The following is a 26,935-nucleotide window of genomic DNA, read 5'->3' on the forward strand; positions in this document are numbered from 1 at the left end:
ATTAGCCGCAGGCGTAATCCAACATAAAGAAGCAGATATTGGATTACAGCTTGCCAACTAACCCAACCTGCACCGGTTTTTCAGGTAGCCTCTACCAGCTCACACTCACTTGCCGCTCGCCGAGCAGCGACACCAGCGCTTCGAGCAGCTCGGTGTTCAGGCAGGGCTGCCAGCGGCCGTCGGGGATGAGCTCGCCGGCGGCTTTGCCGTTGGCATAATGCAGGCGCAGGGGGACGCGTTTGCCTTCGCCGCCCTGTTGCAGCAGCTCGGCCAGGCGGCGGATGTCGTGCTGCGGGGAAAGGTGTAGGGTGAGCGCGCGGGCGTAGTGGCTGCGGGCTTCTTGCAGGGTGTAGAGGCGGTTGGCGATGATGCGCAGGCCGTCTTCGCCGCCGTAGTCGTCTTTGCTGATGCGGCATTCGGCAATCAGCACTTGGTCGGCGCGCAGGGTGTCGCGGCCGAGCTGTTCGAGCGTTTCGCCGCTAATCATCACTTCGGCTTTGCCGCCGGTGTCTTCCAGCGTAACAAAGGCGATTTTGCCGCGCTTGCCCACCATGCTGCGCACAGCGGTGGCGAAGCCGGCCACGCGCACGTTGTCGTTGGGCTTGAGCTGCGACAGTTTCGCGGGGGCAAACTGGCGCACTTCTTTTTCGGCAGGGCCGAAGGGGTGGCCGGAAAAATAGAAGCCGATGGCTTGTTTTTCTTCGGCCAGGAGCTCGGCTTCTCCCCAGGCTGGCACGTCTGTCATTTCCAGTGGCGCAATCGCGTCTTCCACCATATCGAAGAGGCCGCCTTGGTTGGCGTTTTCTTCCTGCTGTTCGGCGTTGCTCATGGCCAGGTCGATGTTGGCGAGCAGGCGGGCGCGGTTGGGCTCGATGCTGTCGAAGGCGCCGCCGCGCACCAGGGCTTCGATGGTGCGGCGGTTGATGTGCTGGCGGCTCACGCGTTCGCAGAAATCAAACAGGCTGGTAAACGCGCCGCCGGCTTCCCGCGCCGCCACGATGGCTTCCACCGCAGCTTCGCCGGTGCCTTTGATGGCGCCGAGCGCGTAGCGGATTTGGCGTTGGGCGTTGGGCTGGAAGTGGTAGCCGGAATGGTTGACATCGGGCGGCAGGAAGCGGATGCCGTTATCGCGGGCGTCGTCGTAGAAGAGCTTGAGCTGGTCGGTGTTGTCCAATTCGCTCGACATGGTGGCGGCCATGAATTCGGCGGGATAGTGCGCTTTGAGCCAAGCGGTTTGGTAGGCCACCAGCGCATAGGCGGCGGCGTGGGATTTATTGAAACCGTAGCCGGCGAATTTTTCCATGTAGTCGAAGATTTCGTCGGCCTTCTCCTGGCTGATGCCCCGCTTGGCCGCGCCTTCAGCGAAAATCGCGCGGTGTTTCACCATTTCTTCCAGCTTTTTCTTGCCCATGGCGCGGCGCAATAAATCCGCGCCGCCGAGCGAATAGCCGCCGATTACCTGCGCCGCCTGCATCACCTGCTCTTGGTACACCATGATGCCGTAGGTGGGCTGCAACACGGGCTCGAGCAGCGGGTGCATGTATTTGAAGTGCGCGCCCTTCATGCGGGCGATAAAGTCGGGAATCAGGTCCATCGGGCCGGGGCGGTAGAGCGACACAAAGGCGATGATTTCTTCCAGCTTAGTGGTGTTGGCCTGCGCCAGCATCTTTTTCATGCCGGTGGATTCAAACTGGAACACGGCCGTGGTGTTGGCCTTGCGGAACACTTCGTAGGCCTGCTGATCGTCTAAATCGATGTGGTTGATGTCGATATGCTCGCCAGTGGTTTGGGCGATGAACGCCTGCGCCATTTCGATGATGGTGAGGTTGCGCAGGCCGAGGAAGTCGAACTTCACCAGCCCGATGTCTTCCACGTCGCCCTTGTCATACATCGACACGGGCGAGGCGGATTCGTCGGCCTGATACACCGGGCAGAAATCGGAAATCTTGCCCGGCGCAATCAACACACCGCCGGCGTGCATGCCCAGGCCGCGCGTGAGGTCTTCCAGCTTTTTGGCCAGCTCCATCAGCTCTTCGGCCTCTTCCTCTTCCAACACCTTGGCGATTTCCGGCTCGGCCTCCATCGCCTTTCCTAGGCTCAGCGGCTTGTTGGCTTCCAGCGGGATCAGCTTGGAAAGCTTGTCGCACACGCCGAAGGGCAGCTCCAGCACGCGCCCCACGTCGCGGATCACGGCTTTGGAAGACAGCGTGCCGAAGGTAACAATCTGGCTCACTGCCTCGAAACCGTATTTTTGGCGCACATATTCAATCACGCGGCCGCGGTTGTTTTGGCAGAAGTCGATATCGAAGTCGGGCATCGACACGCGCTCGGGGTTGAGGAAGCGCTCAAACAGCAGCGCATAGCGCAACGGGTCTAAATCCGTAATTTTTAAGGAATAGGCCACCAGCGAGCCGGCGCCCGAGCCGCGCCCCGGGCCCACCGGGCAGCCGTTGTTTTTCGCCCAGTTGATGAAGTCGGCCACAATCAGGAAGTAGCCCGGAAAGCCCATCTGCACGATGGTGCCCAACTCAAAATCCAGCCGCGCCTGGTATTCGGGCAGCTTTTGTGCGCGCTCGGCCTCGTCGGGATAGAGCGCGGCCAGCCGCTCGCGCAGGCCTTGGTTGGCAAGGTGGGCGAGGTAGTCGTCCAGGCTCATGCCTTCGGGCGTGGGAAACTGCGGCAGGAAGTTTTTGCCCAGCGTGAGCGTGAGGTTGCAGCGTTTGGCGATTTCCACCGTGTTTTGCAACGCTTCGGGCAGGTCGGCAAAGCGGGCGGTGATTTCTTCGGGCGAGGCAAAATACTGGCCGGACACAAATTCGCGCGGGCGGCGCTTATCCGCCAGCACCCAGCCGCCGGCAATGCACACGCGCGCGTCGTGCGCCTTGAAATCATCAGGGTTGAGAAATTGTGCCGGATGGGTGGCCACCACGGGCAAATCCAGCTCGGCCGCCAGTTTGAGGCTACCTGAAACCGAAGTTTCCCATTCCGGTTTTTCAGGTAGCCTTTGCAGCTCCAGATAGAAAGCATTGGGAAACCATTGCGTGTATTTCTGCGCAGCGGCGCGGGCGGCATCGGCGTGGCCGTTCATTAGCTGGCGGCCCACTTCGCCCAGGTGCGCGCCGGAGAGGCAAATCAGGCCTTCGTTGCCGCCTTCGGCCAGCCATTGCGGCTCCAGCTCGGCGTGGGCAACGTTGCGGTCGCTGCCCACATAGGCGCGGGTGAGCAGCTCGCACAGGCGGCGGTAGCCCGCTTCGTTGCGCACCAATAGCATGGCGCGGAAGGGCTGCTCGGAGTTTTCCGGGTTGGCCACCCACACATCCGCCCCCACCACGGGCTTGATGCCGGCGACGCGGCAGGCTTTGTAGAATTTCACCAGGCCGAAGGTGTTCATCAAATCGCTGATGCCCAGCGCGGGCAGGCCGAAGGCGGCGGCCTTCTTCACCAGCTCTTTGATGCGCAAGGTGCCGTCGGTGATGGAAAATTCGGTGTGTTGGCGCAGGGGGATGTAAACGGGGGCGGTCATATTTCGGGCTTGGGGACGGGATGGATGGAGCTACGCGGCTTTAGCTTCGCAGAAACTCAGCCTTGACTGCGCCAAGACATCGTTTTAACCGTTGAAGCTGACGCTTTCAGGTAGCCTGATTGAACAGAATGAGGGCGCACATTGTACCGCAAACGGGCGGCGGGCGCGGCGGGGCGTGTTGGGATGGCGGCAAACAAGATTTCAGGTAGCCTCTGGAGGCTACCTGAAAATTTAGCATGATGCCGGGATTACTGCGGCAGATGGCGCTCGGCTTCCCATTGATCGAAAAATGCCGTAGAACCATACCGAGTAGAGAAAATAATCATGTTTGGGTCAATATATTGAAACAATATGTTCAAATCTCTGAAGCTGTAATCCACATGGATAGGCTCTCTGCCCAAACCGATAATCGAGCCCCGGGTATGGTTGTGAGCCCAATAAAGCCCATCACTAGCAAGATAAACCGTATGCCCATCTTTATATTTAATACTGATAGCCATCCGGTAGTCATACCCTCTATCAGTGTCCCGCGGATAAACCTTAACCTGCATATTCTCAATAATATCCAAAACCCGATCAAATTCCTGCGGTTCAATCGAATAATAGGCGTAATCAGTTGCTCGGTCATAATATTCCTCAGAAATCATGGCACTGGCTTTGCCTGGCCTTATTCCAGCGCTAACTTCCTCAGGCCTCGACACAGCAATCTCATAACGATGCAATCCGTTAATCACTTTCAACTCTATTGATTGGACATCCTCCCTCGGAATCCCCACAATCCTTCTCAATGGCACAGCCTGCCGCGAAAAATTCCTATCTCTAACGCGCCTACCCGCAGGTATCTCCCGATACTCCTCCGCCGTCAGCCTATCCCACACCTGCATATTCCGGCTCTTCGAAATCCGTTCCATCGCCTGCTGCGCGGTTTCCTGCGCCACCACTTCCCGCTGCTGCAAACGTACACCCTGCGCCACCGCCTGCCACGGCAGCACAACAGCCAAGCCAACCGCCAGCCAACAAGCCCAAGCTCGCATATTCTTCCCTTTCTAAAAATAAAATTAGCTTCAATACGGCAATCTTACACCTTCCCTGTTTTTCAGGTAGCCTCCAACCACTCCCAACAGGCTACCTGAAAACACTCACTCCTCAAACGGCTTGCGATGCCAAAACCGCCTGCCCAGCCGCCGCGGCCGCATTTCCCCGTTTTTCCCCAACACAAAATCCAGCTGCCCGCCGCGCGCCGTGGTGTAGAGCCGGATGCCGTGCGCCGAAAGCCGGTGGCGCACGATTTCAGCCGGATGGCCGTAGGAATTGGCAAAGCCGTTGGCCGCCACCGCCGCTTCCGGCGCCACCGTGTTCAAATAAGCCGACGAAGAAGACGAACGGCTGCCATGATGCCCCAACACCAGCAGCTGGCTGTGCAGCGAATCGCCATATTGCCCCACCAGCCAGCGCTCGCCCGCCACGCCCAAATCCCCGCCAATCAGCAGCGCCTGCCCGCCCGCCACCACGCGCAGCACGCAGCTTTGCTCATTATCGTCCGCCTCCGGGCTGCGCGGCGGCGTGAGAAACTCAAAATGCACTCCGTCCCACTCCCAAGCCGTATCGCCCGCGCACCACTCTGCGCCTTGCGCATACGCCTCCGGCTGCCCGGCATACAGCTTGCGCGGCGGCAAGGCTACCTGAAAAGCCGGAAAGCCGCCGTCGTGGTCCGCATCATGATGCGAGAGCACCAGCACATCCGGCGCACCCAGCCCCTGTGCCCACACATTCGGCAACAGCTGCATCTGCGCCGCCCCCGCCGTGCCCGTATCGAACAGCAGCCAATGGTTTTGCGTGCGCACCTGCACCGCCAGCCCCTGCCCCACATCCGTTATCCGCACCGCCGCCACCTCCGCTTCCGGCGCCGGCGAGCGATACAGGCAAGACGCCGCCAACACCAGCCCCGCCCACGGCCGCAAGCCCAAGCCGCGCGGCAGCATCCACACCGCCAGCGCCGCCAACACCGCCAGCCAAAACAGCGGCGGCAAATGCGCCAGCGCCCCCGTCGGCGCCCAAGCCCCCAGCCACAGCACCGAGCGCATCGTATATTCGCCAACCGCTGCCGCCATTTTCAGGTAGCCTGCCAAGGGCAGCAGCACCGCCAGCAATGCCAGCGGCACCAACACCCAGGGAAACCACGGAATCAGCAGCGCATTAGCCAGCGGCGCCAGCAGCGGCACCACGCCGAAAGTCTGCCCCGCCGACCAAAACCCCAGCAGCGTGGCCGCATACTGCCCGCGCAGCGCCGTGCGCGACTTGCCCGCATGCAGCCGCCCCTGCGCCGCCCAAATCAGCGCCGCCACTGTGCCGAAGGAAAACCAAAAGCCCACGCTCAAAGCCGAAAGCGGGTCGAACAGCAACACCGCCGCCAGCGCCCAGCCCCACGCCCGCCAAGGCTGCGGGCTGCCGCGCCGATACCACTGCCAGGCAAACACCGCCAGCATCAGCAGGCTGCGCTGAATCGGCACGCCGAAGCCCGCCAGCGCCGAATAAAACAACGCCGCCGCCAAGCCCGCCACCAAATACCAACGGCGCGGCTCCGCCAACGGCAGCTGCAGCAGCACCAGCCGCGCCAACCAAGCCGCCGCCAGCGCCACCATGCCGATGTGCAGCCCAGACACGCTGATCAAATGATTGATGCCCAAGTTGCGGAACGACTGCCAATGCTCGTCCGCCAGCCCGCCGTATCCGCCGCCGCCCAAAGCCTGCATCAGCGCCGCGCCGTTGGGATATTCCTGCGCCGCCTGCTGCCAATCCTGCTGCCGGTTGTAACGCCAGTTTTGCCAACGCGCCTGCCAGCCCGTGTCCGGCGCCAGTTCTGCCCGTTCACGCGCCGCCGAAGCGATGCCGTCGATGCGCCGGCTGAGCGCCCATGCCTCGCGGTCGAAGCCGTTTGCATTGCGCTCGCCCACCGTCGGCCGCACCCGTACCGTCATCCGCCAGCGGCTGCCCGGCCGCCATTCGCGCAGCTGCCGGTCGGACACCAGCAGCCGGTAGCGCCACCCCTCCTCCGTTTCCGCCCAAGCCTCAAAGCGCACCGCCTGCGCCGACACCTCCGCCACCGAGGCTACCTGAAAATCCAGCCGCACCCGCTGAAACTCCGGCTCGGCCGGCCACTGCTGCGCCAGCGCCAGCTGCACCCGCCACACGCCGTAGAGCAAACCCAAGAGCAAACACCACGCCCCGCGTGCCCGCTGCCAGCAGCCGAGCAAAGCCAGCAGCACCACCGAAGCAGAGGCAACAGCAGCAAAATGTGCTGCCGGCAAACCAAATGCCAGCAGCACACCCGCTATCCACCACCACAATCCGCCCCGAATCATTTGCCGTTCCCGCCGTTTTCCTGTTTGATCAAGCGGCCGATTTTATCGCAAATCCGGCCAATGTTTGGCAAAGCGGACACTTATAGTGGATTAACAAAAATCGGGACAAGGCGGCGAGCCGCAGACAGTACAAGCAGTACGGCAAGGCGAGCCAACGCCGTACTGGTTTTTGTTAATCCACTACAAAAACACTGCCGCCGCCATGCTGAACCCAAATCAGCAGGCAGGCGGCAGGCAAAAATAAAGCCTTGCACATCGGCAAGGCTTTAAGTTTTCAAGTAACCGCTGGATTACTTAACAGAGCTGGCAGCACCTTCAACAGCAGCAGTAGCTTCAGAAGCAGCACCTTCAACAGCAGCAGTAGCCTGAGAAGCAGCGCCTTCAACAGCAGAAGTAGCTTCAGAAGCAGCCTGTTCTACGGCAGAAGCGGCACCGGCAACTTCAGAAGCCATTACAGCTTCAGAAGCGGCGGAAGCAGCAGAAGCGTCAGAAGCAGCGGGAGCCGGAGCTTCGCCACCACAAGCAGCCAAGAACAGAGACATCAGGGCAGCGGCAAACAAAGATTTTTTCATGTTGAATTACCTCTAAACAAATTCAAGTTATAACTTTAAAAATTCCCTATCTGCGGACCTCTAGCCGTCGCACAGATAAATTCCAATTAAGAATTGCTGCGCATTATCCGCCGTTTGCCCGCCGCTGGCAACGCAATTATCCTAATCCGGCTTCCTGCCGCTGCGCCCGGCCGCCGGCAAAAAGCTGCGCCCGGCCGAGCATTAATTAACATATTCCGCCCCAATAACGGGGTGTTTCTATCGTTATAGCCAAAAAATATATATTTTTCATGCCAATATACTGCACTGCTTTCCTTTGCATATTTTTGCATTACGCCGGAGCGCGCGATAGTAAAACCCGTTTCCGCAAGCCGATTTAGCGTGTGCAAAAAAACAACAATCCCCGTTTCCGCACTTATCGGGTGGCATATTTTTGCCGCCGCTGTTCGTTTCTTCAAATAAGCCAACATCTGCTGCCAAAAATTTTCGCCTCGCAGAAACTTCAGCCTCGGTTTCGCCAAAACATCGGTCCACCTCGTTGAAGCTGACGCTTTAGCTTCGCAGAAACTCAGCCTTGGCTATGCCAAGACATCGCTTTCAGGTAGCCTCATTATGTCGCACATAGCCCCCGCCCGGCATTGCCGCTAAAATAATGCCTTTCCCACTTCGGCATTGCCGCCGATATTTTTCAGGTAGCCTTATATATGCTCGTTCTCGGCATCGAATCTTCCTGCGACGAAACCGGCGTGGCGCTCTACAGCACCGAACACGGCCTCGTTGGCAACCAACTGCACACCCAAATGGCCATGCACGCCGAATACGGCGGCGTGGTACCCGAGCTGGCCAGCCGCGACCACATCCGCCGCCTCGTGCCGCTCACCCAAGCCTGCCTGCGCGAAGCCGGTAAAAACTATGCCGATATCGATGCCGTCGCCTACACCCAGGGCCCCGGCCTCGGCGGCGCGCTTTTGGCCGGCAGCGCCTTTGCCAACGCCCTCGCCTTCTCGCTGGGCAAGCCCGTTATCCCCGTGCATCATCTCGAAGGCCACCTGCTCTCCCCGCTTTTGGCCGACGACAAGCCCGCCTTCCCCTTCGTCGCCCTGCTCGTGTCCGGCGGGCACACCCAATTCATGGCCGTGCGCGGCATCGGCGATTACGAGCTGCTGGGCGAAAGCGTGGACGACGCTGCCGGCGAAGCCTTCGACAAAACCGCCAAGCTGCTCGGCCTGCCCTACCCAGGCGGCGCCAAGCTCTCCGAACTCGCCCGCCTCGCCCGCCTCGGCCGCCCCGACGCCTTCAGCTTCCCGCGCCCTATGCTGCATTCGCACGATTTGCAAATGAGCTTTTCCGGCCTCAAAACCGCCGTGCTCACCGCCGTGCAAACCGTGCGCACCGATCACGGCGGCAGCCTGCCCGATGCCGTGCGCAACGACATCTGCCGCGCCTTCCAAGACGCCGTGGTGGATGTGTTGCTCGCCAAATCGCGCCAAGCCCTACTGCACACCGGCTACCGCACGCTGGTGGTGGCTGGCGGCGTGGGCGCCAACTGGAAGCTGCGCACCGAGCTTTCCGCGCTGCAAGTGCGCTCCGGCCCCAAGAGCCCGCCCGAAGCCGTGCGCACCTATTTCCCGCCGCTGCCGCTGTGCACCGACAACGGCGCCATGATCGCCTTCGCCGGCGCCATGCACCTGCAAGCCGCCCAAGCCGCCGCCGGCTTCAGCGTTCGCCCACGCTGGCCGCTGGCGGAAATCGTACGCTAAAAAGTGTGCCGCAAAATTTTCAGGTAGCCTTTATTTGGTGTTGAGTCCACCTGAAAATGATGTCTTGGCCTAGTCAAGGCTGAGTTTCTGCGAAGCAAAAAATCATCCGCGCCATCTAAAGCAGCCTTCCCCCACTTCGCTTGCAAACGGGATTTCCCTTTTTCAGGTAGCCATCCGCCACGTGGTGTGAGGCTACCTGAAAACCCGTTTGCCTGTTGCCGGGCGCATTCAAACCGCCGCCTAGATTTTTCAGGTAGCCTTCGCCCCGCCAAACCGCCAAAAACCCTTTCCCCAAAGCAGGTTTGCCCGATTTAACCGCCACAACGCTGGCGCAAGCCCGAACGCTGCTTTACAATTCGCCCATTCCACCCGCAAAGCGGCAACTGCAAAGGATTTTCGCGATGGCAAAAAAATATTTCGGCACCGACGGCGTGCGCGGCGAAGTGGGCAAATTTCCGATTACGCCCGATTTCGTTTTGAAGCTGGCCTACGCCGCCGGCCAGGTGCTCACCAAGCGCGACGACGAACACAAACCCACCGTGCTCATCGGCAAAGACACCCGCATTTCCGGCTATATGCTGGAAACCGCGCTGGTGGCCGGCTTCACCGCCGCCGGCGTGAATGTGATCCAAACCGGCCCGCTGCCCACCCCCGGCGTGGCCTATCTCACCCGCGCCCTGCGCCTTTCCGCCGGCGTGATGATTTCCGCCTCACACAACCACTACGCCGACAACGGCATCAAATTCTTCACCGAAGACGGCATCAAGCTCTCCGACGAAATCGAGCAGGAAATCGAACAGCAGCTGGAGCAGGAAATGCACACCGTTTCCTCCGACCTGCTCGGCCGCGCCAAACGCGTGAGCGGCGCCGACGACCGCTACATCGAATTCTGCAAATCCACCTTTCCCGCCAACATGAACCTGCGCGGCCTCAAACTGGTGGTGGACACCGCCAACGGCGCCGGCTACCACGTGGCGCCCAAAGTATTCCACGAGCTCGGCGCCGACGTGATCGAAATAGGCAATCAGCCCAACGGCTTCAACATCAACCACAAATGCGGCGCCACCTACACCAAAACCCTGCAAGCCGCCGTGCTGCAAAACGAAGCCGACTACGGCATCGCGCTGGATGGCGACGGCGACCGCCTGATGATGGTGGACAAACAAGGCAAAGTGTACGACGGCGATTCGCTGATTTACGTGATCGCCCGCGCCCGCAGCAAAACCGGCACGCTCACCGGCGGCGTGGCCGGCACGGTGATGACCAATATGGCGATGGAGCTGGCCTTATCGCAACAAGGAATCGAATTTGCCCGCGCCAAAGTGGGCGACCGCTATGTGCTGGAGCAGTTGCAACAGCGCGGCTGGCAGCTCGGCGGCGAAGCCAGCGGCCACATCCTCTGCCTCGACAAACACAACACCGGCGACGGCACCATCGCCGCGCTGCAAGTGTTGGCCGCGCTGCAAACGCTGGATCAGGACTTGGCCGCCGCCGTGGATTGGCTGCCCTTCCCGCAAACTATGATTAATGTGCGCATCAGCAAAGGGCAGGATTGGCAATCTGCCTCCGCCGCCGCCCTGCAATCGGTGGAAACCGAGCTGGCCGGGCACGGCCGCGTGGTGCTGCGCGCATCCGGCACCGAGCCGGTGGTGCGCGTGATGGTGGAAGCCCGCGACACCAAGCTGGCGCAGCGCTGCGCCGAACGCATTGCCGAGAGCATCCGTCAAAAATAACGCCGTTTCACAGGAACACCCCTCACCATGCTTGATATCCTAGAAGCCTTGTTCACCCAATACGGCTATGCGGCCGTATTCGTGGTGTTGGTTGCCTGCGGCTTCGGCATCCCAATTCCCGAAGACATCACCTTGATTGCCGGCGGCGTGATTTCCGGCCTCGGCCACAGCAATGCGCATATTATGGTGGTGGTGGGCATGCTCGGCGTGCTCACCGGCGACGGCATGATGTTCATGCTCGGCCACACGTATGGCGACCGCATCCTCAAAGCCCGCTTCATCAAACGCCTGATGCCGCCGCACCGCTACCTGCAAGTGCAGGAAAAGTTCGACAAACACGGCAGCTGGGTGTTGTTTGTGGCGCGTTTCTTGCCCGGCCTGCGCACGCCCATCTTCATCACCGCCGGCATGAGCGGCAAGGTTTCCTTTTGGCGCTGGCTGCTGATGGACGGCCTCGCCTCGCTCATTTCCGTGCCCGCCTGGGTGTATCTCGGCCACTACGGCGCCGCCAACAAAGACTGGCTGCTGATGAAGGCGCACCAGTTCCAGCACATCCTGTTCGTGCTCATCGGCATCGGCGCCCTGGTGTTGCTCTACTTCTGGCAGCGCAAACGCCGCCGCAGCCAATTCTTCCACGCCAAGCTGCAAGAGCTGCGCCAAAAACGTCAGGCCGGGCAGGGCAAACGGCACAGCGGCAACGAACAAGAACCGTCAGAATAAGACTGTTTGCACCGCATCTATTGTTGCCAAACTTTTTCAGGTAGCCTCTGCATAAAAGGCTACCTGAAAAATAAAAACCGTAGGTCGGGCGTTCATGCCCGACATTTTGTTATCTCCTCCCTCGCCCCGCCTCCCGCCGAGGCTACCTGAAAAAAATGAAACTCACCCGCCGCCAACTGCTCGGCAGCGCCGCCGCCCTTTCCGCCGCCGCAGCTGCCTCCCGCTTAGGCTACCAACACCTCCAGCGCCGCCCGAGCGTGCACATCAACCGCATCGGCCTGCCCTTCGGCCACCAGTTGCGCAACGGCCAAGTTCCCCTCGAGCCCCAATCCGAACACCGCTGCCACACCCTCATCCTCGGCAGCGGCGCCGCCGCCCTTTCCGCCGCCTGGTATCTCGCCAAGCATGGCCAAAACAACTTCCTCCTCGCCGAAGGCATCGAGCGCAACGGCAACAACGCCGCCTATGTTTCAGGTAGCCTTTCCGCCCCCTCCGCCGCCCACTATCTCGCCCTGCCCTCGCTGGAAAGCATCTATGTGCGCCAGCTGCTCGCCGACCTCGGCATCCTGCTCAGCGGCATCGGCGAGCCCGAGCCCGTTTATCGCGAAACCGACCTCGTCTACGCCCCCACCGAACGCCTGCTCTACCAAAAACGCTGGCAATACTCCCTGCTGCCGCAAGAAGACGCCGACAGCCGCCGCTTCCACGCCCTGGTCGAACGCCTGCGCACCGCCCGCGGCCGCGACGGCCTCAAAATCTTCGCCATCCCCGTTGCCCTCTCCTCCGCCGACGAAGAATGGCGCCGCCTCGACCAACTCACCTTCGCCGCCTGGCTCAAGCAGGAAAACTACCGCTCCCCCGGCCTGCTCTGGTATCTCGACTACTGCTGCCGCGACGACTACGGCCAAGGCATCGAGCAAGTATCCGCCTTCGCCGGCCTGCACTACTTCACCGCCCGCGGCCACACCAACGAAGCCGTGCTCACCTGGCCCGACGGCCTCGCCCACCTCTCCGAAGCCATCCGCCATCACATCCGCCTACAAACCATCGAAAGGCTACCTGAAAACCCCGAGCTCGCCTTCCCCCAGCCCACCGCTCTAGATGCCACCGCCCTGCAAATCAGCGAAACCGGTGAAGACGTAGCCGTGATCCTGCGCCACAACCAAAGCGGCCACACCGCCCTCATCCGCGCCCAACACATCATCTGCGCCATGCCCCTGATGGTGGCCGCCCGCATCATCGCCCAGCCCCAGCGCTACGGCTTCTCGCTCAACCTGCCCGCCTACGCCCCCTGGCTGGTGAGCAATTTCGTGCTGCACAGCTTCCCCAAAGAAGCCCAACACAGCGAGCTCGCTTGGGACAACGTCGTATATGGCAGCCGCGGCCTCGGCTACGTCGTTTCCACCAACCAGCTCATCCGCACCGCCAAACCCGAACGCAGCATCTTCACCGCCTACACCGCCCTCAACCACGACAGCCCCTCCGAAATCCGCCGCTGGCTGCTCAAAGCCGGCGAAGAAGAGCTGCTCGAACACGCCGCGCAAGACCTCATCCAAGCCTACGGCCCCGGCTTCTGGCAGCACGTGTCCGCCGTAGATATCGGCGTGCGCGGCCACGGCATGAGCGTGCCTACGCCCGGCTACCTCACCCAAGAAACCCTACTCCAACTGCGCCAACACCGCTCCCGCCTCCTCTTCGCCCACAGCGACCTGAGCAGCTATTCCGTAATGGAAGAAGCCGTGTATTGGGGCGTGGAAGCCGCCAAAAAAATCCTGCCGCGCTAAGCCGGCAGCGCCCAACCGCCACACACGATAAAGGCTACCTGAAATTTTCAGGTAGCCTCTCTATTTCCCGCACCATTTGCCAATCACTCCTCGCGCGCCTGCCGCACAAATCGCGCCATCAAATCCCGGCTCTTGATGCCCGGCGCCCGCTCCACCCCGCTGGACACATCCAGCCACGCCGCGCCGGTTTGCCGCACGGCTTCCGCCACATTGTCCGCGTTCAGCCCGCCCGACAGAATCCACGGCAGCGGCATGCTCTCCGGCAGCAGGCGCCAATCGAACGATTGCCCCGTGCCGCCGTATTGGCCTTCGATGTGCGCATCCAGCAGCAGCGCGGCAGCATCGGCATAGCGGGCGGCGGCATCGGCAATATCCCGCGCCTGCCGCACGCGCACCGCCTTCCAATAAAGCTTGCCGAACTGGCAGCAAAACTCCGGCGGCTCGTCGCCGTGAAACTGCAATATATCAATCGGCAGCTGTGCCAGCACCGCACGGACGCTTTCCGCCGATGCGTTCACAAACAGCGCCACCTTAGCCACCTGCGGCGGCAGCGCCGCCACCACTTCCCGCGCCTGCGGCACGCTCACATAACGCTTGCTCTGCGGGTAAAACACCAGGCCGACGGCATCGGCGCCCAGCTCGGCGGCGGCTTGCGCGTCTTGCGGGCGGGTGAGGCCGCAGATTTTGATTTTCGGCATCGGGATTCCTTTCAGGTAGCCTTCCGGACGGGCGGCAGATATAGTGAATTAACAAAAACCAGGACTGCGTTGCCTCGCCTTGCCGTACTAGCTGTACTGTCTGCGGCTTCGTCGCCTTGTCCTGATTTTTGTTAATCCACTATGTTTTCAGGTAGCCTTTGCGTTTTGCAGCACGGCCAGCAGCTTGGCTTCGTCTAAATGCCAGTGGCAGATTTCCTCGCCGCCGTGCAGCAGCACCGGCACCAGCTCGTTATAGCGCGCTTCCAGCCCGGGATCGTCGTCCACATCCAACACTTGCAGTTCAAAACCGTATTCGGCCTGATAGGGCTGCAAGGCGGCGCGCATCTGGTGGCACAGGCTGCAATATTCGCGGAACATCAAGGTTAAAGTCATGCGTTTATCTCGTTGCAAACACGGCAAACGTTATAAATCAGGAAACAGCCAGGCGGGCAGCGGCGGCGTGGGCACGCCCCATTGCGGCGGGTAGTCCACGCCGGTGAGGTAGAGCCCGTCGGGCATAAAGGTAGGCGGCGCCAGGCGGCGGCTGCGGGCAGCCAGCAAATCGGCGAACTCGGGCACGGCCAGCTTGCCGCAGCCCACATACACCAGCGCGCCCATGATGTTGCGCACCATGTGGTGCAAAAAAGCGTTGCCGTGGAAATCCACCGCCAGCAGCTCGGGCGTGCCGTGCAGCGACACGCTGTATAGGGTTTTCACCGGTGATTTGGCCTGGCACTCGGCGGCGCGGAAGCTGGAAAAATCGTGTTCGCCCACCAGCAGCGCGGCAGCTCGGCGCATGGCTTCGATATCCAGCGCGTAATGCGTCCAGCCTGCGCGGGCGGCCAGCAGCGGCGAGCGCACCGGCGCCGATTGCAGCAGATAGCGGTAGCGCCGGCCGCAGGCGTCGAAGCGGGCATGAAACTGCGGCGCCACTTCGCGCACCTGCCACACCGCCACGCCTTCGGGCAGGTGCGCATTCACGCCGCGCACCCAAGCCTGCTCCGGCCGGCGGGCGGCGGAATCGAAGTGCACCACCTGCGCCGTGGCGTGCACGCCGGTATCGGTACGGCCGGCGGTGATAACGCTTATCGGCTCTTGGGCAATCGCGCTCAGGGCGTTTTCCAAGGCGTTCTGCACGGTGGTGATACCGTCGGCCTGTTTCTGCCAGCCGAAAAATCGGCTGCCGTCGTAGCTGACAAACAAGGCGCGGCGTTGCGGGGCGGGAGAAGGCATAAAAAGTGGCGCAGTAAGGGGGAGGCGTTTGCTGGTTTGGTTGGCGTGGAAATTTTTCAGGTAGCCTGATAGCGGGTTAATGCTCTGCGGCATAAGGCGGCGAAGCGCAAACCCGTATCGTGAAATAAACTTACACCGATACGGCGAGGCAAGCTAGCGCCGTATAAAAACTTCAGTTCATTCGCTATTTTGTCTTATTTCTGCCTAACCGCTGCACACCAAGCCTGCATAAATGCCTGGTTGCAAAAACCCGGGCAATGCTGCCCGGGTTGGGATAGGCTACCTGAAAGCATCAGCTTCAGCGGAGCTAAAATCAGTGGCCGATGTCGTTCAACAGTGCCTGTGCCTGTGCCTGAATGCTGCTGCCTTCCGATTCGTTAATCAGTTCCAGCAGGGTCTGGCGGGCGGTGTTGGCGTCGTCGATTTCCAGATACATCTTAGCCAGTTCCAATTTGGCTTCCAGCGCCTCTTTCGGCAGCGGGCCGGCCACAGCTGGCTCGTCCGCCACGGCGGCAGGCTGGGCTGCCGGAGCAGTCTCAACAACAGGCTCGGCTGCCGGAGCAGACGGCGTGTCGAAATCCAAATTGAAATCCATCGTGTTGGAAGCGGCAGGCGCTTCTTCGTGCTGCGGGCTGGCTGAATCCAGTTCCGGCATCTCGAAAGACAGCGCGGTATCTTCCACTGCCGGGGCTTCCGGCTGGGCTGGCACGTCGAAATCAACGGTCGGCGCGGGCTCGGTTTGGAAAGACTGCGGCACGGCAGCCGGGGTTTCGTCCAACACCCAATCCAAACCCTCGGCCGTTTCTGCCGGAGCGGCAGCCGACGCAGCTTCCACCGGAGCGCCCACATCGGCCGGCTCTTCGCTGCCGAAGTTCAGCCATTCGTCTTCTGCGGCCGGAGTTTCCGCCACAGGCGCGGCCGGGGCGGCTGCTTGGGCGGGCGCGGCCGGTTCTTCTTCGGCCTGGGCCAGCCAGCTCCAGTCATCAGCTTCTGCCTGCTGGGCGGCTTCAGTAGTGCTGGGCGTGCTGCCCAGCTGCTGCTGTTCGTCCAAATGGCTCAAATCCAAGCCCAAGTCTTCTTCACTCACCGTTGGCTGCGGGGCAACGGGAGCGGCCGGCGCAGGCTGGGGAGCCGGTGCGGCAGGCGCGATGGGCGCGGCGGCAATACTGTCGGAATGGTCGGTAACGCTTTCGAAATACAGATCGTCGTCGTCATCATCTTCCTCATCAACCGCTGTCCGGCCGCGCTTAGGTGCTGCACCTTTGCGGCGGCGGTTTAGCAGCAGATAAGCCAAACCGCCCAATACCAAGAGGCCGCCACCGCCATACATGGCCATCTGCATAATGTCCATGCCTTCTTCTTCCATCGGCGGCTCTTCTACTACAGGCGGAGCCACCACAGGCGGAGCAGGCTCGACTACCGGCTCGGAAACCATCATGTCGGAAGCCTGTTCGGGCATGCTGGCCACCACTTCGGCCTGATCTGCCGGCAATACGTTTGAAGCAGGCACTTCGGCCACAGGTTCACTCACTGCCGGCGGCACAGCAGGCTGCGGCGGCTGGGCGGGTTCCACAGGGGGAGCGGGCGGCGGGGTAACCGGCTGCTGCACTGAGGCTGCAGGTTTGGTTTCCACCGGCGGAGTCGGCGCGGTGGTTACCGGCGGTTGTTGAACAGCCGGCGCGGTATCGGCGGCGGCACGTTCGGATGAAGTGGTCACGCGGCGCGGCGGGTTATGTGCCAAACGGCGCAGAGTGGCCGCATCGGGAATAATCAAAGTGGCGCCGCGATACATCAAGTCCGGATTGCCGTTGCGGAAGGCGCGCGGATTGGCAGCCACCAGCGCATTGATGGTTTGGCGCAGGGTCATGCCGGAGGGTTTAACTTGTTCGGCAATATCCACCAGCAGTTCGCCGTCTTTAATCTGATAGCTTCTGCCTTGAATCTGCACCGGTGCTTCGCGGCGGCCGGCGCGTTCTTGATGCCGGGAGGAGCGGCGGCGGCTCGGTTCGGCTTCGGCACGGCGTTCGCGACGCGTGTGGTTGGCAGCGGCATCGGGATGCTGGTAGTCGCGGGGATCCAGCATGGCGGTATATTGATGGTTTTGGTTGCCCACGCCGAGCCAGAATGTCATCACCGGCTCTTTAATCGGCGCGCTGGAACGCAAGCGGATAACGGCCCGGTCGGCACCTTGGCGGGTAACCGTGGCGTTCAGGTTTGCGCCGTTGATGGTAGGCTTGGCCGAGCCGGCCAGTGCGCGGGCTTCGTCGCCGGTTACCACCACAGTGGCGGAAAAAGGCTCGTTCAGGCGCGAATGCACCTGCATGCCGCCCATCGCGGCATAAGCGTGAACCGAAGCAACCAAACCCAGAGAAGCGGCAATCAGCTTCATTTTATACTGCTTACAAAACATCAAATCCCCCTTACAACCTTAAAGTAATGCTCGTTAAGCTTCTGAGCTAACAGAAGAATACAGGCTGACGCAAGCAATCTCCCAGCCCGATTCGGCCTAACGCGCAACGGATTAAATTCTTTAAACCTAGGTATCATATCGTTTATTTCCTATTTATGCCAAGCCATTTCTGCCATTTGCCCCCATTTTCTATACAGGAATGAAACATTTTTTAATTATTTAACGGAACACGGCTATTTGAAATTTTCAGGTAGCCTGCCTGAGTGCACTGTTGCCAAGATAGGATGATGCGGCTTGATTCAGCGATATTTAAGTGCAGAATCGCCGTATTTGCTTTAATATTGGCACTTCCTTGATTATCCCCAAACCACACCCACATTGAAGGGATATAAAATGCTGTTTATGCTGATGGCCTCAGATGTTGCCGATTCCACCGAAGCCCGCCTGGCCGCCCGCGAGGCACATTTGGCCAGGCTGAAAGCCCTGCAAGAGGCCGGCAGGCTGGTATTGGCCGGCCCCTGCCCCCTGCCCGACGGCGAACACGGTTTTTCAGGTAGCCTGATTGTGGCCGAATTCGAATCGCTTGATGCGGCTGAAGAATGGGCCGGGCAAGACCCTTATGTGGAAGCCGGCGTGTATGCCGAAATCCTCATCCGCCCGTTTAAGAAAGTGCTGCCCGAATGAGCGCGCACACCATCCGCCAACGCCTGCAGGCCGCCTTCGAGCCCGAACTGCTCGACTTGGCCGACGAAAGCCACCTGCACATCGGCCACGCCGGTAACACCGGCGGCGGCCACTACCGGATACACATTGTCAGCCCGCGCTTTGCCGGCATGAGCCGCATCGAACGCCAGCGCGCCGTGCAAGCGCCTTTACACGACCTCTATCCCGGCCAAATCCACGCCCTGAGCATCCGCGCGCAAACGCCGGAAGAGTACCGAAGCTGAAAATCCTTTATAATCCAAACATAGCCAATCTTTCCATTTGAGGACGACAACATGAAACGCACTTCACTCGCACTGCTGCTCACCACAGCCCTGGCCGCCGCCCCGCTGGCTGCCCAAACCATCGTAACCGTAAACAACACCCGCATCGACAGCGCTGAAATCGACCAGCAGGTGAAGATCATCAACGAGCAGAGCAACGGCCAAGTGCCCGACAGCCGCGAGCTGCGCGAAAACATCGCCCGCCGCCTCGTTACCCGCGAGTTGATGATTCAAGAATCCCGCCGCCTGCGCCTAAACGAAACCCCCGAATTCAAGCAGATTATCGAGCGCGCCCGCGCCGACGCCCGCAGCAGCGGCGAAGACCGCAAACCCACCTTCCAGCAAGACTGGAACACCTTCGAAGGCAACGTTACCGCCCAAGCCCTGGTTGCCCACATCCTGCGCAGCAAGCCGGTAACCGACACCCAAGTGCAACAGGCCTACCAGGAAATCACCAACCGCTACCGCGGCACGCAGGAAGTGCAGCTCGGCGAAATCATCCTCGATAACGCCGACAACGCCCAAAAAGCCATTCCCGACCTCAACCGCGGCCGCCGCTTCCCCGACGTGGCCCGCCAATACACCATCGACACCCCAAGCCGCGCCAACGGCGGCATCAGCCCCTCCTTCACCCCGCTGAAAGACTTGGAAGAAGGCGCGCCGATGGTGTACAACGCCGTCAAATCCCTGCAGCAGGGCAAATTCACCGAAACCCCGGTGCAGAGCAACGGCATCTACGCCGTCTTCTATATGGCCAACAAACGCCCCGTGCGCGTGCCGCCCTTTGCCCAGCTCAAGCCGCAAATCCAGCAAGATTTGCGAAACCTGCTGATCGAGCAAGAAATCGCCCGCCTCTACCAGCAGGCCACCATCCGCTAATCTCCATTGAGCGCAACATAGCGGCTGCTTTTCCGGCAGCCGCTATCATTCAATCCAACAAAACAATCTTTTAGGAACACACCGCCATGCAAAAGAAAACCCTCGCCGCCAGCCTGCTCGCCCTCGCCGCCTTCACCGCCGGCTGGGCCATCGCCGCCGCCCCGCAGATTGACGAAAACCGCATCGCCCAGCAGGTGAAAACCTTGCAGCAGCAAGCCCCCGCCCAGCCCGGCGAGCCCGCACCCGATGCCGAGCAACTGCGCCAATACGCCGTCAAACAGCTACAAATAGACGAAGTGCTCAAAGCCGCCGCCATCCGCGCCGGGCTCGATAAAAATCCCGACATCCAAGCCCGGCTTGCCAACCTCGAAGCCAATTTCTACGCCCAGGCCTATGCCCAACACCTCGCCGGCCAAGTGCGCGTGAGCGACGCCGAAGCCCGCCAGCTCTACGCCGCCATGACCCAGCAAATCCAGCTACAACACATCCAATTCGCCAGCCAGGCCGAAGCCGACGCCGCCATCGAATCCCTGCGCAAAGGCCTCAGCTTCGAGCAGCTCATGGCACGCCAGCCCAACGGCAGCAGCGAAGCCAACTGGCTCAGCCTCCAGCAGCTGCCGCCGCCCATCGCCGACACCGTGCGCGGCATGACCCGCGGCCAAATCAAACCCCTGCCCCTAGGCAACGGCAACATCCTCCTGCTCAAACTCAGCGCCACCCGCCCCATGGAAGACGCCCCGCCCTTCGAGCAGCTCAAACCCCGCCTCGTCGAACAAATCCAACAGCAGCAAGCCCAACAAACCATCCTCAAGCTGCTGCAAGAAAACGGCATCGACCCGAACTAACCAAAAGGCTACCTGAAAATTCAGGTAGCCTTTTTCACCCCGCAACACCAAGGCTACCTGAAATATCCGCCCGCGATTTTCAGGTAGCCTTTCAAGCCTTTGTAAGGAAACATAAATCCTGCCCTTCTGTTTTTCAGGCAGCCTCCCGCACACGGCAGAGGCTACCTGAAAACTTGCCCGCCCGAAAACAGCCGTCCTCACGCGCAATGCCAAGCGCCGAGAACATACGGCCGCGCCGCGCCGGTGGCGGCATGCGGGTTGCCGGGCTGGCGCTGGAGGCGGCAGGCGGCGAGCCAGGCAAAGGCGGCGGCTTCCACCCATTGCGGCGGCAAGGCGAGCTCGTTGGTGGAAGCGGTGCGGATGCCGAGGGCGGCCAGCCGCTCGGCCAGCTCGCCCATCAGCACGGGGTTGAACACGCCGCCGCCGCACACGAACACTTCGCGCGCATCGGGAGCGTGCGTGGCAATGGCGTCGGCGATGGTTTGCGCGGTGAAGGCGTTGAGCGTGCGCACGATGTGGGGCGGGCCGTAGTTGGGTTTCAGGTAGCCTTGCAGCCAATCGTGCGAGAAGAGGTCGCGGCCGGTGCTTTTGGGCGGGGGGCGGCGGAAATAGGGATGGGCGAGCAGGGCTTGCAGCAGCTCGGGGATAACGTGGCCGCCGGCGGCAAGCTGCCCGTCGCGGTCGCAATCTTGGCCGAAGCGCTGCTGTATATAGGCGTCGGCCAGCATATTGCCCGGGCCGGTGTCGAAGCCGTGCGGGGGCGTGCCGGGCTGCAACACGCTGATGTTGGCGATGCCGCCGATGTTGAGCACCACGCGGCTGTGCCCGGGGCTGCCGAACACGGCCTGGTGGAAGGCGGGCACCAGCGGGGCGCCCTGCCCGCCGCCGGCCATATCGCGGCATCGGAAGTCGCCGACGGTGTCGATGCCGGTGAGCTCGGCCAAGAGCGGCAGGTTGATAAGCTGCACGGTGTAGCCGTGCTCGGGGGCATGGCGGACGGTTTGGCCGTGGGCACCGATGGCGGCGATGTCGGCCGGGGCGAGCTTTTGCTGCGCGAGCAGGCCGTGCACGGCTTGGGCGTTGAGCCGCGCCAGCTCTTGCGCGAGCATTTCGCTGCGGTGGATTTCGTGGGCGCCGCTGTCTTGCAAGGCGAGCAGGCGTTGGCGCAGGTCGGGGCTGTAGGGCACGGCAAAGTGGCCGAGCGCGCCCTGCCAGCGCGTGCCGTCGAGCGCGGCCAGCACGGCGTCCACGCCGTCCATGCTGGTGCCGGACATCAAGCCGATATAGTGTTGGGTCATGGCGGATAAGCAGTGTGGGAAACGGCGGCATTATATAGCGAACGGCGGCCTTCCGCGCTGCGGTGCTTGGGCTATAATGCTTGGCGATATTTTCAGGTAGCCCCTGGTGCAGTAAAGGCTACCTGAAAAAACTGAACATCACTCCACCGCCAAGGAATCCCCATGCATACCCTGCTCCAGCGCATCATCACCCAGCTCAATATCCTCCGGGAGCAATACCCGGCCGCCGTGGCCGAACTCGGCCTCAACTACACCCTCAATCCCGGCGCCGGCGAAGCCGATTTCGCCCGGCTCGAACAAACACTAGGCTTTCCCCTGCCCGAAGACTTCAAAGCCCTCTACCGCGCCGCCAACGGCGAAAACGGCATCGCCGGCGTATTACTAGACCAAGAATGGCTGTCGATTGAACGCATTATCCAAGAATACGGCACGTGGAAATCCCTGTTTGACGACGGCAGCTTCCAACGTCCCGACCACACCGATTTCGGCTGTTCCCCCGAACACCCCGGCATCAAGCCCGATTTCTGGTGGAATCCCAAATGGATTCCGCTCACTGCCGATGGCGGCGGCAACGGCATGATGATCGACCTCGACCCCGCCCCAAGCGGCACAGCCGGGCAAATCATCCAAATGTGGCACGACAGCCCCGAACGCAGCCTCGAAGCCCCCTCCCTGCATGCCCTGTTGGCGCAATTCGCACAAGACCTGGAAAGCGGCCAATACCTGCTGCATGAAGATTACGGCCTGATTTCCCAATCAGAATTCAAAGAATTGGAGCAACACCAATCACAAACTGCCTGAAAAACCATCCTCATATCAACGAATGAATATTTTCAGGTAGCCTCTGCCGCGGTAAAGGCTGCCTGAAAACGAACACAGTGAGTTTCCGCAAAGCTAAAAACACCCGCCCCAACCCAAACCCAAAACACCCCATGAACCGTGCCATCCAAACCCAATTCAACGCCGCCTCCGCCCGCTACGACAGCCAGCGCCGCGCCCTCATCCCCTGCTTCGACCTGTTCTACCAAACCGCCGCCGGGCTGGCCGAAAGCGTGCCAAACGTGCGCCGCATGCTCGACCTCGGCGCGGGCACCGGGCTGATGAGCGCGTTTGTGTACGAACGCCGCCCCGAAGCCGAATTCGTGCTCGCCGACATCTCCATGCAGATGCTCGCCAAAGCCCGCGAACGCTTCCACGGCTTGCCGAATTTCCGCTTTATCGAACAAGACCTCACGCAGCTCGAACCGTGCGAGAGGCTACCTGAAAACTGCTTCGACCTCATCATCTCCGCCCTCGCCATCCACCACCTGAGCGGCGCGCAAAAGCAACCCTTGTTCCGCCAAATCGCCCGCCTGCTCGCCCCGCACGGCCGCTTCATCAACGCCGACCAGGTGCTGGGCGAAACCCCCGAGGCCGAAGCCGCCTACACCCAAGCCTGGCGGCAACACGTCCTGCACCATCCCGGCTTATCCGAAGCCGACAAAGCCGCCGCCTTCGAGCGCATCAAGCTCGACCGCATGAGCAAGCTCTCCGAGCAGTTCCAATGGCTGCACGAAGTTGGTTTGCAGCCTGCACTGTATTTTCAGCATTACAATTTCGTCGTGTTTGCCGCAGATAAAGGGAAGGCTACCTGAAAACCCGTTTCTGGTTTTTCAGGTAGCTTTTGTTAATTCCTAAGGCTAAACTTCAGCATCATCATGTATGGGTTGTGCCATGATTACCACCCGTATAGACTGATTCACTGTTATCAATTAAAGGAGAACTTCCGATGGGAAAAGTTACACAAGAACAATATATAGCAGCTTATGAGAGAGCTGTTCGAGTATATAACGGAGAATATACAAGAATAAGTGGAGCAAAATATCTGCATGATAAACATGGTATCAACCAATCAACTGCGGATGAATTTATCAATAAATATAGATGCATGCGCGAAGGGAAATCCTTTTCCAGAGGCGCAAGCATAGAGGCAATAAGCTTATTTTTTAAATAAAATTTATGAAACCAATGGTGATGATGCTTTACTAACAGCTATCCGCTCAGTGCATCTGCATATCAAACAATCTAACTCCCCCATGCCTGGTCTTCGTAAGGTATTAGAAGAGTTTGAGCAAAAAGTTCCGAGTAACTTAGATGCATTAAATGCTGAGGAACATAAAAGAGTTACTGAATCTCTAAGGATAAGTTCAAAAGAACGTAAAAAGAGATTAGACGCAGCACCAAAAAAACCAGAAAAAGAAATTATTAGGGTTGTACGATTTAAAAGAAATCCTGATGTTGTGGCTGAGGTTTTGGAAAGAGCAAAAGGAATCTGCGAAGTGTGTAACAATCCTGCCCCTTTTATCAGAAAATCAGATGACAAGCCTTACTTAGAGGTTCATCACAAAATCCGATTAGCAGATGGCGGAGAGGATAGTGTAGAAAATGCCATTGCACTCTGCCCAAACTGCCATCGTAATGAACACTATGGAAAATAACTCTCTCAAAAATAAGGAATCCCCATGACCGACAACAAAACCTGGTCCGGCCGCTTCAACGAGCCCGTGTCCGAACTCGTCAAACAATACACCGGCTCGATTGGTTTCGACCAACGCCTCGCCCGCTGGGACATCCAAGGCTCGCTCGTCCACGCACAAATGCTGCACGAAGCAGGCGTGCTCTCCGCGCAGGATTTGGCCGATATTCAGCGCGGCATGGCCGAAATCCAGGCCGAAATCGATTCAGGCAGCCTGCAGTGGTCGCTCGATTTGGAAGACGTGCACATGAACATCGAACGCCGCCTCACCGATAAAATCGGCGACGCGGGCAAACGCCTGCACACCGGCCGCAGCCGCAACGACCAAGTCGCCACCGACATCCGCCTGTGGCTGCGCGACGAAATTGCCGTCATCCGCACGCTCATCCAAGACGTGCAGGCTGCCCTGCTGGATTTGGCCGAAGCCAACGCCGCCACCGTCATGCCCGGCTTCACGCATTTACAGGTAGCCCAGCCCGTCAGCTTCGGCCACCACCTGCTCGCCTATGTGGAAATGCTCGGCCGCGACAGCGAACGCATGGCCGACTGCCGCCGCCGCACCAACCGCATGCCCTTGGGCGCGGCCGCATTGGCCGGTACCACCTTCCCCATCCGCCGCGAGCGCACCGCCGAACTCTTGGGCTTCGAGCAAATCTGCCAAAACTCGCTCGATGCCGTGTCCGACCGCGATTTTGCCGTCGAATTCACCGCCGCCGCCTCGCTGATTATGGTGCACCTGAGCCGCCTATCGGAAGAACTGATTTTGTGGATGTCGCCGCGCTTCGGCTTTATCGACATCGCCGACCGCTTCTGCACCGGCTCATCCATCATGCCGCAGAAGAAAAACCCCGACGTGCCGGAACTCGTGCGCGGCAAATCGGGCCGCGTCATCGGCCACCTCACCGGCCTGATTATGCTGATGAAATCCCAGCCGCTGGCCTACAACAAAGACAATCAGGAAGACAAAGAGCCGCTGTTTGACACGGTGGACACGCTCATCGACACGCTGCGGATTTACGCCGACATGATGCGCGGCATCACCGTGAAGCCCGAAGCCATGCGCGCCGCCGTGCTGCAAGGCTTCGCCACCGCCACCGATTTGGCCGATTATCTCGTCAAAAAAGGCCTGCCCTTCCGCGACAGCCACGAAGCGGTTGCCCAAGCCGTGCGCCACGCCGAACAGGCAGGCTGCGGGCTGGAAGACCTGCCGCTGGACGTGCTGCAAGGATTCAGCGCGCTGATTGACAACGATGTGTACCAAGTGCTCACGCCCGAAGGCAGCCTGAACGCCCGCAACCACCTGGGCGGCACCGCGCCGGAGCAGGTGAAGTTTCAGGTAGCCCGCTGGCGCGGATTGCTGGAGAAACAGGCTTGAAACGTATTTTTCAGGTAGCCTCAATCCCGGCTCTATCCGCTTGCGGTATGCTGGCCGGAACACAAAAGATACCGTAATCGAAAGTCAAGAACTTTTTAAAAACGCAAGCAACATTAAGGCTGCGGTAGCCATCGGCTGCCGCTTTTTTGCAACACTTCAGACTGCTGTTTTACGCTGGTTTGTGCCGATTCTCGTCAAACGGCTGGCCGGATTTGATGACGGCGTAAGCGTATTTGATAATTTTGCACATCATCAAGACGTAAATTTGCTTGGGGTGTTTGCCCTGTTTCAGCTTTTGTTCAAACCAAGGCCGCCAAAGTTTGCTCCTTAGGCAGGCTGCTCGGGCGGGATAGTAAAATGCTTTACGCACCATCTTATCGCCCATTTTGGATATCTTGACGTATTTCACGCTTGTGCCGGAATCTTTGATAACCGGAGACAAGCCTAAATAGCTGATCAGTTTCTTTGAGTTTTCAAATTTATCTATATCGACCAGTACGGACAAGAGCCATGCGGCGGTTGTTTTGCCTACGCCGCTGATGGTTTGTAATAGCTGTTGGTTATGGCTTAATTCTTTATCCGAATCTATCAAATCTTGTATGGCTGTTTTGCAGCTTGCTATCTCGTTTTGTATGGCGTTGATTATGGTATCTATACCGGATTTGATTACCGGATCGGATACTTCTTTTCTGTTGCTTTCCATATTGAGCAATACGTTCAATTGTTCTACCGGCGATGAAGGCGATACCAATCAGGCCGAGACCTACGGCAATGCCGCCGACTGAAGCCAAATCGGTTTTGAAATCGCCGGTAGCGGCGGTTACTGCATCGGCCACAGCGCCAGCGTAAGAATTGGTGGCGATGAAGGCGGAGGACATAACGGCCAGTGCGGCCAGTTTGTTTTTCAACATAATGTTTTCCTTTTACAAGTTATTGCGGGCTTGACTTGGATTAACGCCGCCCGGATAGCGTTAATGCTTTAGGCTGAACAGCAGCAGCATGAGGGTTACCATTAGGCTGATTTGCGATAGCTGATCCATGATGTTTTCATATCTGACTATCGGCACAATCATGTGAATAATGCTGACTGCCATTTCTGCCTCTTATTAGTGGGCGGCTTCTCAAAGGTTTAACGTCGCTGGCCGCCCGGGCAACGACGGTACTTCTTATTATTCGGGTTCGTATAGGGTATAGACGGCGATATTCCTTAAGCTGCTGTCTATATCCCTGCCGTGGTCTAAAGCTACGTTGAGATTTCTGAAC

General features: G+C 59.8%; 25 protein-coding genes. 13 read left to right on the forward strand and 12 right to left on the reverse strand.

The features are described from left to right. Positions 1-91: 91 nt before the first annotated feature. The 5 genes from dnaE to LG371_RS08730 form a co-directional block, all read right to left on the reverse strand. Positions 92-3,523, reverse strand: coding sequence for a DNA polymerase III subunit alpha (gene dnaE / locus LG371_RS08710; protein WP_067592796.1), 3,432 nt, complete (start codon positions 3,521-3,523; stop codon positions 92-94). Between the two features lie 248 nt (positions 3,524-3,771). Then, complete coding sequence (locus LG371_RS08715) at positions 3,772-4,557, reverse strand: hypothetical protein (RefSeq protein WP_067592793.1); 786 nt, start codon at positions 4,555-4,557, stop codon at positions 3,772-3,774. Between the two features lie 105 nt (positions 4,558-4,662). Further along, a complete protein-coding gene (locus LG371_RS08720) occupies positions 4,663-6,885 on the reverse strand; it encodes a DNA internalization-related competence protein ComEC/Rec2 (protein WP_225748280.1) in 2,223 nt (740 codons plus the stop codon). A 290-nt stretch (positions 6,886-7,175) separates the two neighbouring features. Continuing rightward, complete coding sequence (locus tag LG371_RS08725) at positions 7,176-7,457, reverse strand: hypothetical protein (RefSeq protein WP_082890754.1); 282 nt, start codon at positions 7,455-7,457, stop codon at positions 7,176-7,178. 86 nt (positions 7,458-7,543) lie between these two features. After that, positions 7,544-7,957 (reverse strand): hypothetical protein, encoded by a 414-nt coding sequence (locus tag LG371_RS08730; RefSeq protein WP_225748281.1) that lies wholly within the window; start codon positions 7,955-7,957, stop codon positions 7,544-7,546. A gap of 183 nt (positions 7,958-8,140) precedes the next feature. Here LG371_RS08730 and tsaD point away from each other — a divergent pair, with 183 nt between their 5' ends. The 4 genes from tsaD to LG371_RS08750 all read left to right on the forward strand — a co-directional run bounded on the left by tsaD (position 8,141) and on the right by LG371_RS08750 (position 13,433). Further along, on the forward strand, positions 8,141-9,196 hold the full coding sequence (gene tsaD / locus LG371_RS08735) for a tRNA (adenosine(37)-N6)-threonylcarbamoyltransferase complex transferase subunit TsaD (protein WP_225748282.1): 1,056 nt from the start codon (positions 8,141-8,143) through the stop codon (positions 9,194-9,196). Between the two features lie 401 nt (positions 9,197-9,597). Beyond that, on the forward strand, positions 9,598-10,929 hold the full coding sequence (glmM, locus tag LG371_RS08740; protein WP_225748283.1) for a phosphoglucosamine mutase: 1,332 nt from the start codon (positions 9,598-9,600) through the stop codon (positions 10,927-10,929). A gap of 27 nt (positions 10,930-10,956) precedes the next feature. Beyond that, a complete protein-coding gene (locus LG371_RS08745; RefSeq protein WP_067592775.1) occupies positions 10,957-11,649 on the forward strand; it encodes a DedA family protein in 693 nt (230 codons plus the stop codon). A 155-nt stretch (positions 11,650-11,804) separates the two neighbouring features. Then, the gene (locus LG371_RS08750; RefSeq protein WP_225748284.1) at positions 11,805-13,433 is read left to right on the forward strand and encodes an FAD-dependent oxidoreductase; all 1,629 of its coding nucleotides are present in this window, start codon (positions 11,805-11,807) and stop codon (positions 13,431-13,433) included. 83 nt (positions 13,434-13,516) lie between these two features. Here LG371_RS08750 and LG371_RS08755 read toward each other — a convergent pair whose 3' ends face one another. The 4 genes from LG371_RS08755 to LG371_RS08775 form a co-directional block, all read right to left on the reverse strand. After that, the gene (locus tag LG371_RS08755) at positions 13,517-14,131 is read right to left on the reverse strand and encodes a phosphoribosylanthranilate isomerase (protein ID WP_067592770.1); all 615 of its coding nucleotides are present in this window, start codon (positions 14,129-14,131) and stop codon (positions 13,517-13,519) included. Positions 14,132-14,278: 147 nt separating this feature from the next. Continuing rightward, positions 14,279-14,524: a glutaredoxin family protein gene (locus LG371_RS08765; RefSeq protein WP_067592767.1), complete on the reverse strand. Its 246-nt coding sequence runs from the start codon at positions 14,522-14,524 to the stop codon at positions 14,279-14,281. A 30-nt stretch (positions 14,525-14,554) separates the two neighbouring features. After that, a complete protein-coding gene (gene truA, locus LG371_RS08770; protein ID WP_225748317.1) occupies positions 14,555-15,364 on the reverse strand; it encodes a tRNA pseudouridine(38-40) synthase TruA in 810 nt (269 codons plus the stop codon). Between the two features lie 313 nt (positions 15,365-15,677). Next, the gene (locus tag LG371_RS08775) at positions 15,678-17,753 is read right to left on the reverse strand and encodes a FimV/HubP family polar landmark protein (protein WP_225748285.1); all 2,076 of its coding nucleotides are present in this window, start codon (positions 17,751-17,753) and stop codon (positions 15,678-15,680) included. 414 nt (positions 17,754-18,167) lie between these two features. On the opposite strand from LG371_RS08775, the gene LG371_RS08780 reads away from it, so the two are divergent. The 4 genes from LG371_RS08780 (at position 18,168) to LG371_RS08795 (ending at position 20,484) form a co-directional block, all read left to right on the forward strand. Further along, a complete protein-coding gene (locus LG371_RS08780; RefSeq protein ID WP_067592761.1) occupies positions 18,168-18,458 on the forward strand; it encodes a YciI family protein in 291 nt (96 codons plus the stop codon). Further along, a complete protein-coding gene (locus LG371_RS08785; RefSeq protein WP_067592758.1) occupies positions 18,455-18,721 on the forward strand; it encodes a BolA family transcriptional regulator in 267 nt (88 codons plus the stop codon). Before LG371_RS08780 ends, LG371_RS08785 begins: the two co-directional genes overlap by 4 nt. 51 nt (positions 18,722-18,772) lie before the next feature. Then, positions 18,773-19,639 (forward strand): peptidyl-prolyl cis-trans isomerase, encoded by an 867-nt coding sequence (locus tag LG371_RS08790; protein ID WP_225748286.1) that lies wholly within the window; start codon positions 18,773-18,775, stop codon positions 19,637-19,639. 86 nt (positions 19,640-19,725) lie between these two features. Continuing rightward, the gene (locus LG371_RS08795; RefSeq protein ID WP_225748287.1) at positions 19,726-20,484 is read left to right on the forward strand and encodes a peptidyl-prolyl cis-trans isomerase; all 759 of its coding nucleotides are present in this window, start codon (positions 19,726-19,728) and stop codon (positions 20,482-20,484) included. Between the two features lie 197 nt (positions 20,485-20,681). Here LG371_RS08795 and LG371_RS08800 read toward each other — a convergent pair whose 3' ends face one another. Then, a complete protein-coding gene (locus LG371_RS08800; protein WP_225748288.1) occupies positions 20,682-21,782 on the reverse strand; it encodes an anhydro-N-acetylmuramic acid kinase in 1,101 nt (366 codons plus the stop codon). 162 nt (positions 21,783-21,944) lie between these two features. Between LG371_RS08800 and LG371_RS08805 the strand changes: the two genes are divergently transcribed. The 5 genes from LG371_RS08805 to argH all read left to right on the forward strand — a co-directional run bounded on the left by LG371_RS08805 (position 21,945) and on the right by argH (position 25,672). Next, positions 21,945-22,583 carry an SMI1/KNR4 family protein gene (locus tag LG371_RS08805; protein WP_225748289.1) on the forward strand — a complete coding sequence of 213 codons (639 nt, stop codon included), beginning with the start codon at positions 21,945-21,947 and terminating at the stop codon, positions 22,581-22,583. 77 nt (positions 22,584-22,660) lie between these two features. Continuing rightward, entirely contained in the window at positions 22,661-23,416 is a 756-nt protein-coding gene (locus LG371_RS08810) for a class I SAM-dependent methyltransferase (RefSeq protein ID WP_225748290.1), read from the forward strand. 134 nt (positions 23,417-23,550) lie between these two features. Next, the gene (locus LG371_RS08815) at positions 23,551-23,775 is read left to right on the forward strand and encodes a hypothetical protein (protein WP_156503525.1); all 225 of its coding nucleotides are present in this window, start codon (positions 23,551-23,553) and stop codon (positions 23,773-23,775) included. Positions 23,776-23,824: 49 nt separating this feature from the next. Then, complete coding sequence (locus LG371_RS08820) at positions 23,825-24,259, forward strand: HNH endonuclease (protein WP_218916360.1); 435 nt, start codon at positions 23,825-23,827, stop codon at positions 24,257-24,259. Positions 24,260-24,283: 24 nt separating this feature from the next. Continuing rightward, entirely contained in the window at positions 24,284-25,672 is a 1,389-nt protein-coding gene (gene argH, locus LG371_RS08825; protein ID WP_225748291.1) for an argininosuccinate lyase, read from the forward strand. 169 nt (positions 25,673-25,841) lie between these two features. On the opposite strand, the gene LG371_RS08830 is transcribed toward argH, so the two are convergent. Continuing rightward, the gene (locus LG371_RS08830) at positions 25,842-26,264 is read right to left on the reverse strand and encodes a transposase (protein ID WP_225748292.1); all 423 of its coding nucleotides are present in this window, start codon (positions 26,262-26,264) and stop codon (positions 25,842-25,844) included. Then, complete coding sequence (locus LG371_RS08835) at positions 26,248-26,583, reverse strand: hypothetical protein (RefSeq protein WP_225748293.1); 336 nt, start codon at positions 26,581-26,583, stop codon at positions 26,248-26,250. Before LG371_RS08835 ends, LG371_RS08830 begins: the two co-directional genes overlap by 17 nt. Positions 26,584-26,935: the final 352 nt, after the last annotated feature.

The sequence above is a fragment of the Eikenella sp. Marseille-P7795 genome (assembly GCF_916618725.1).
Taxonomy (GTDB): Bacteria; Pseudomonadota; Gammaproteobacteria; order Burkholderiales; family Neisseriaceae; genus Eikenella; species Eikenella longinqua.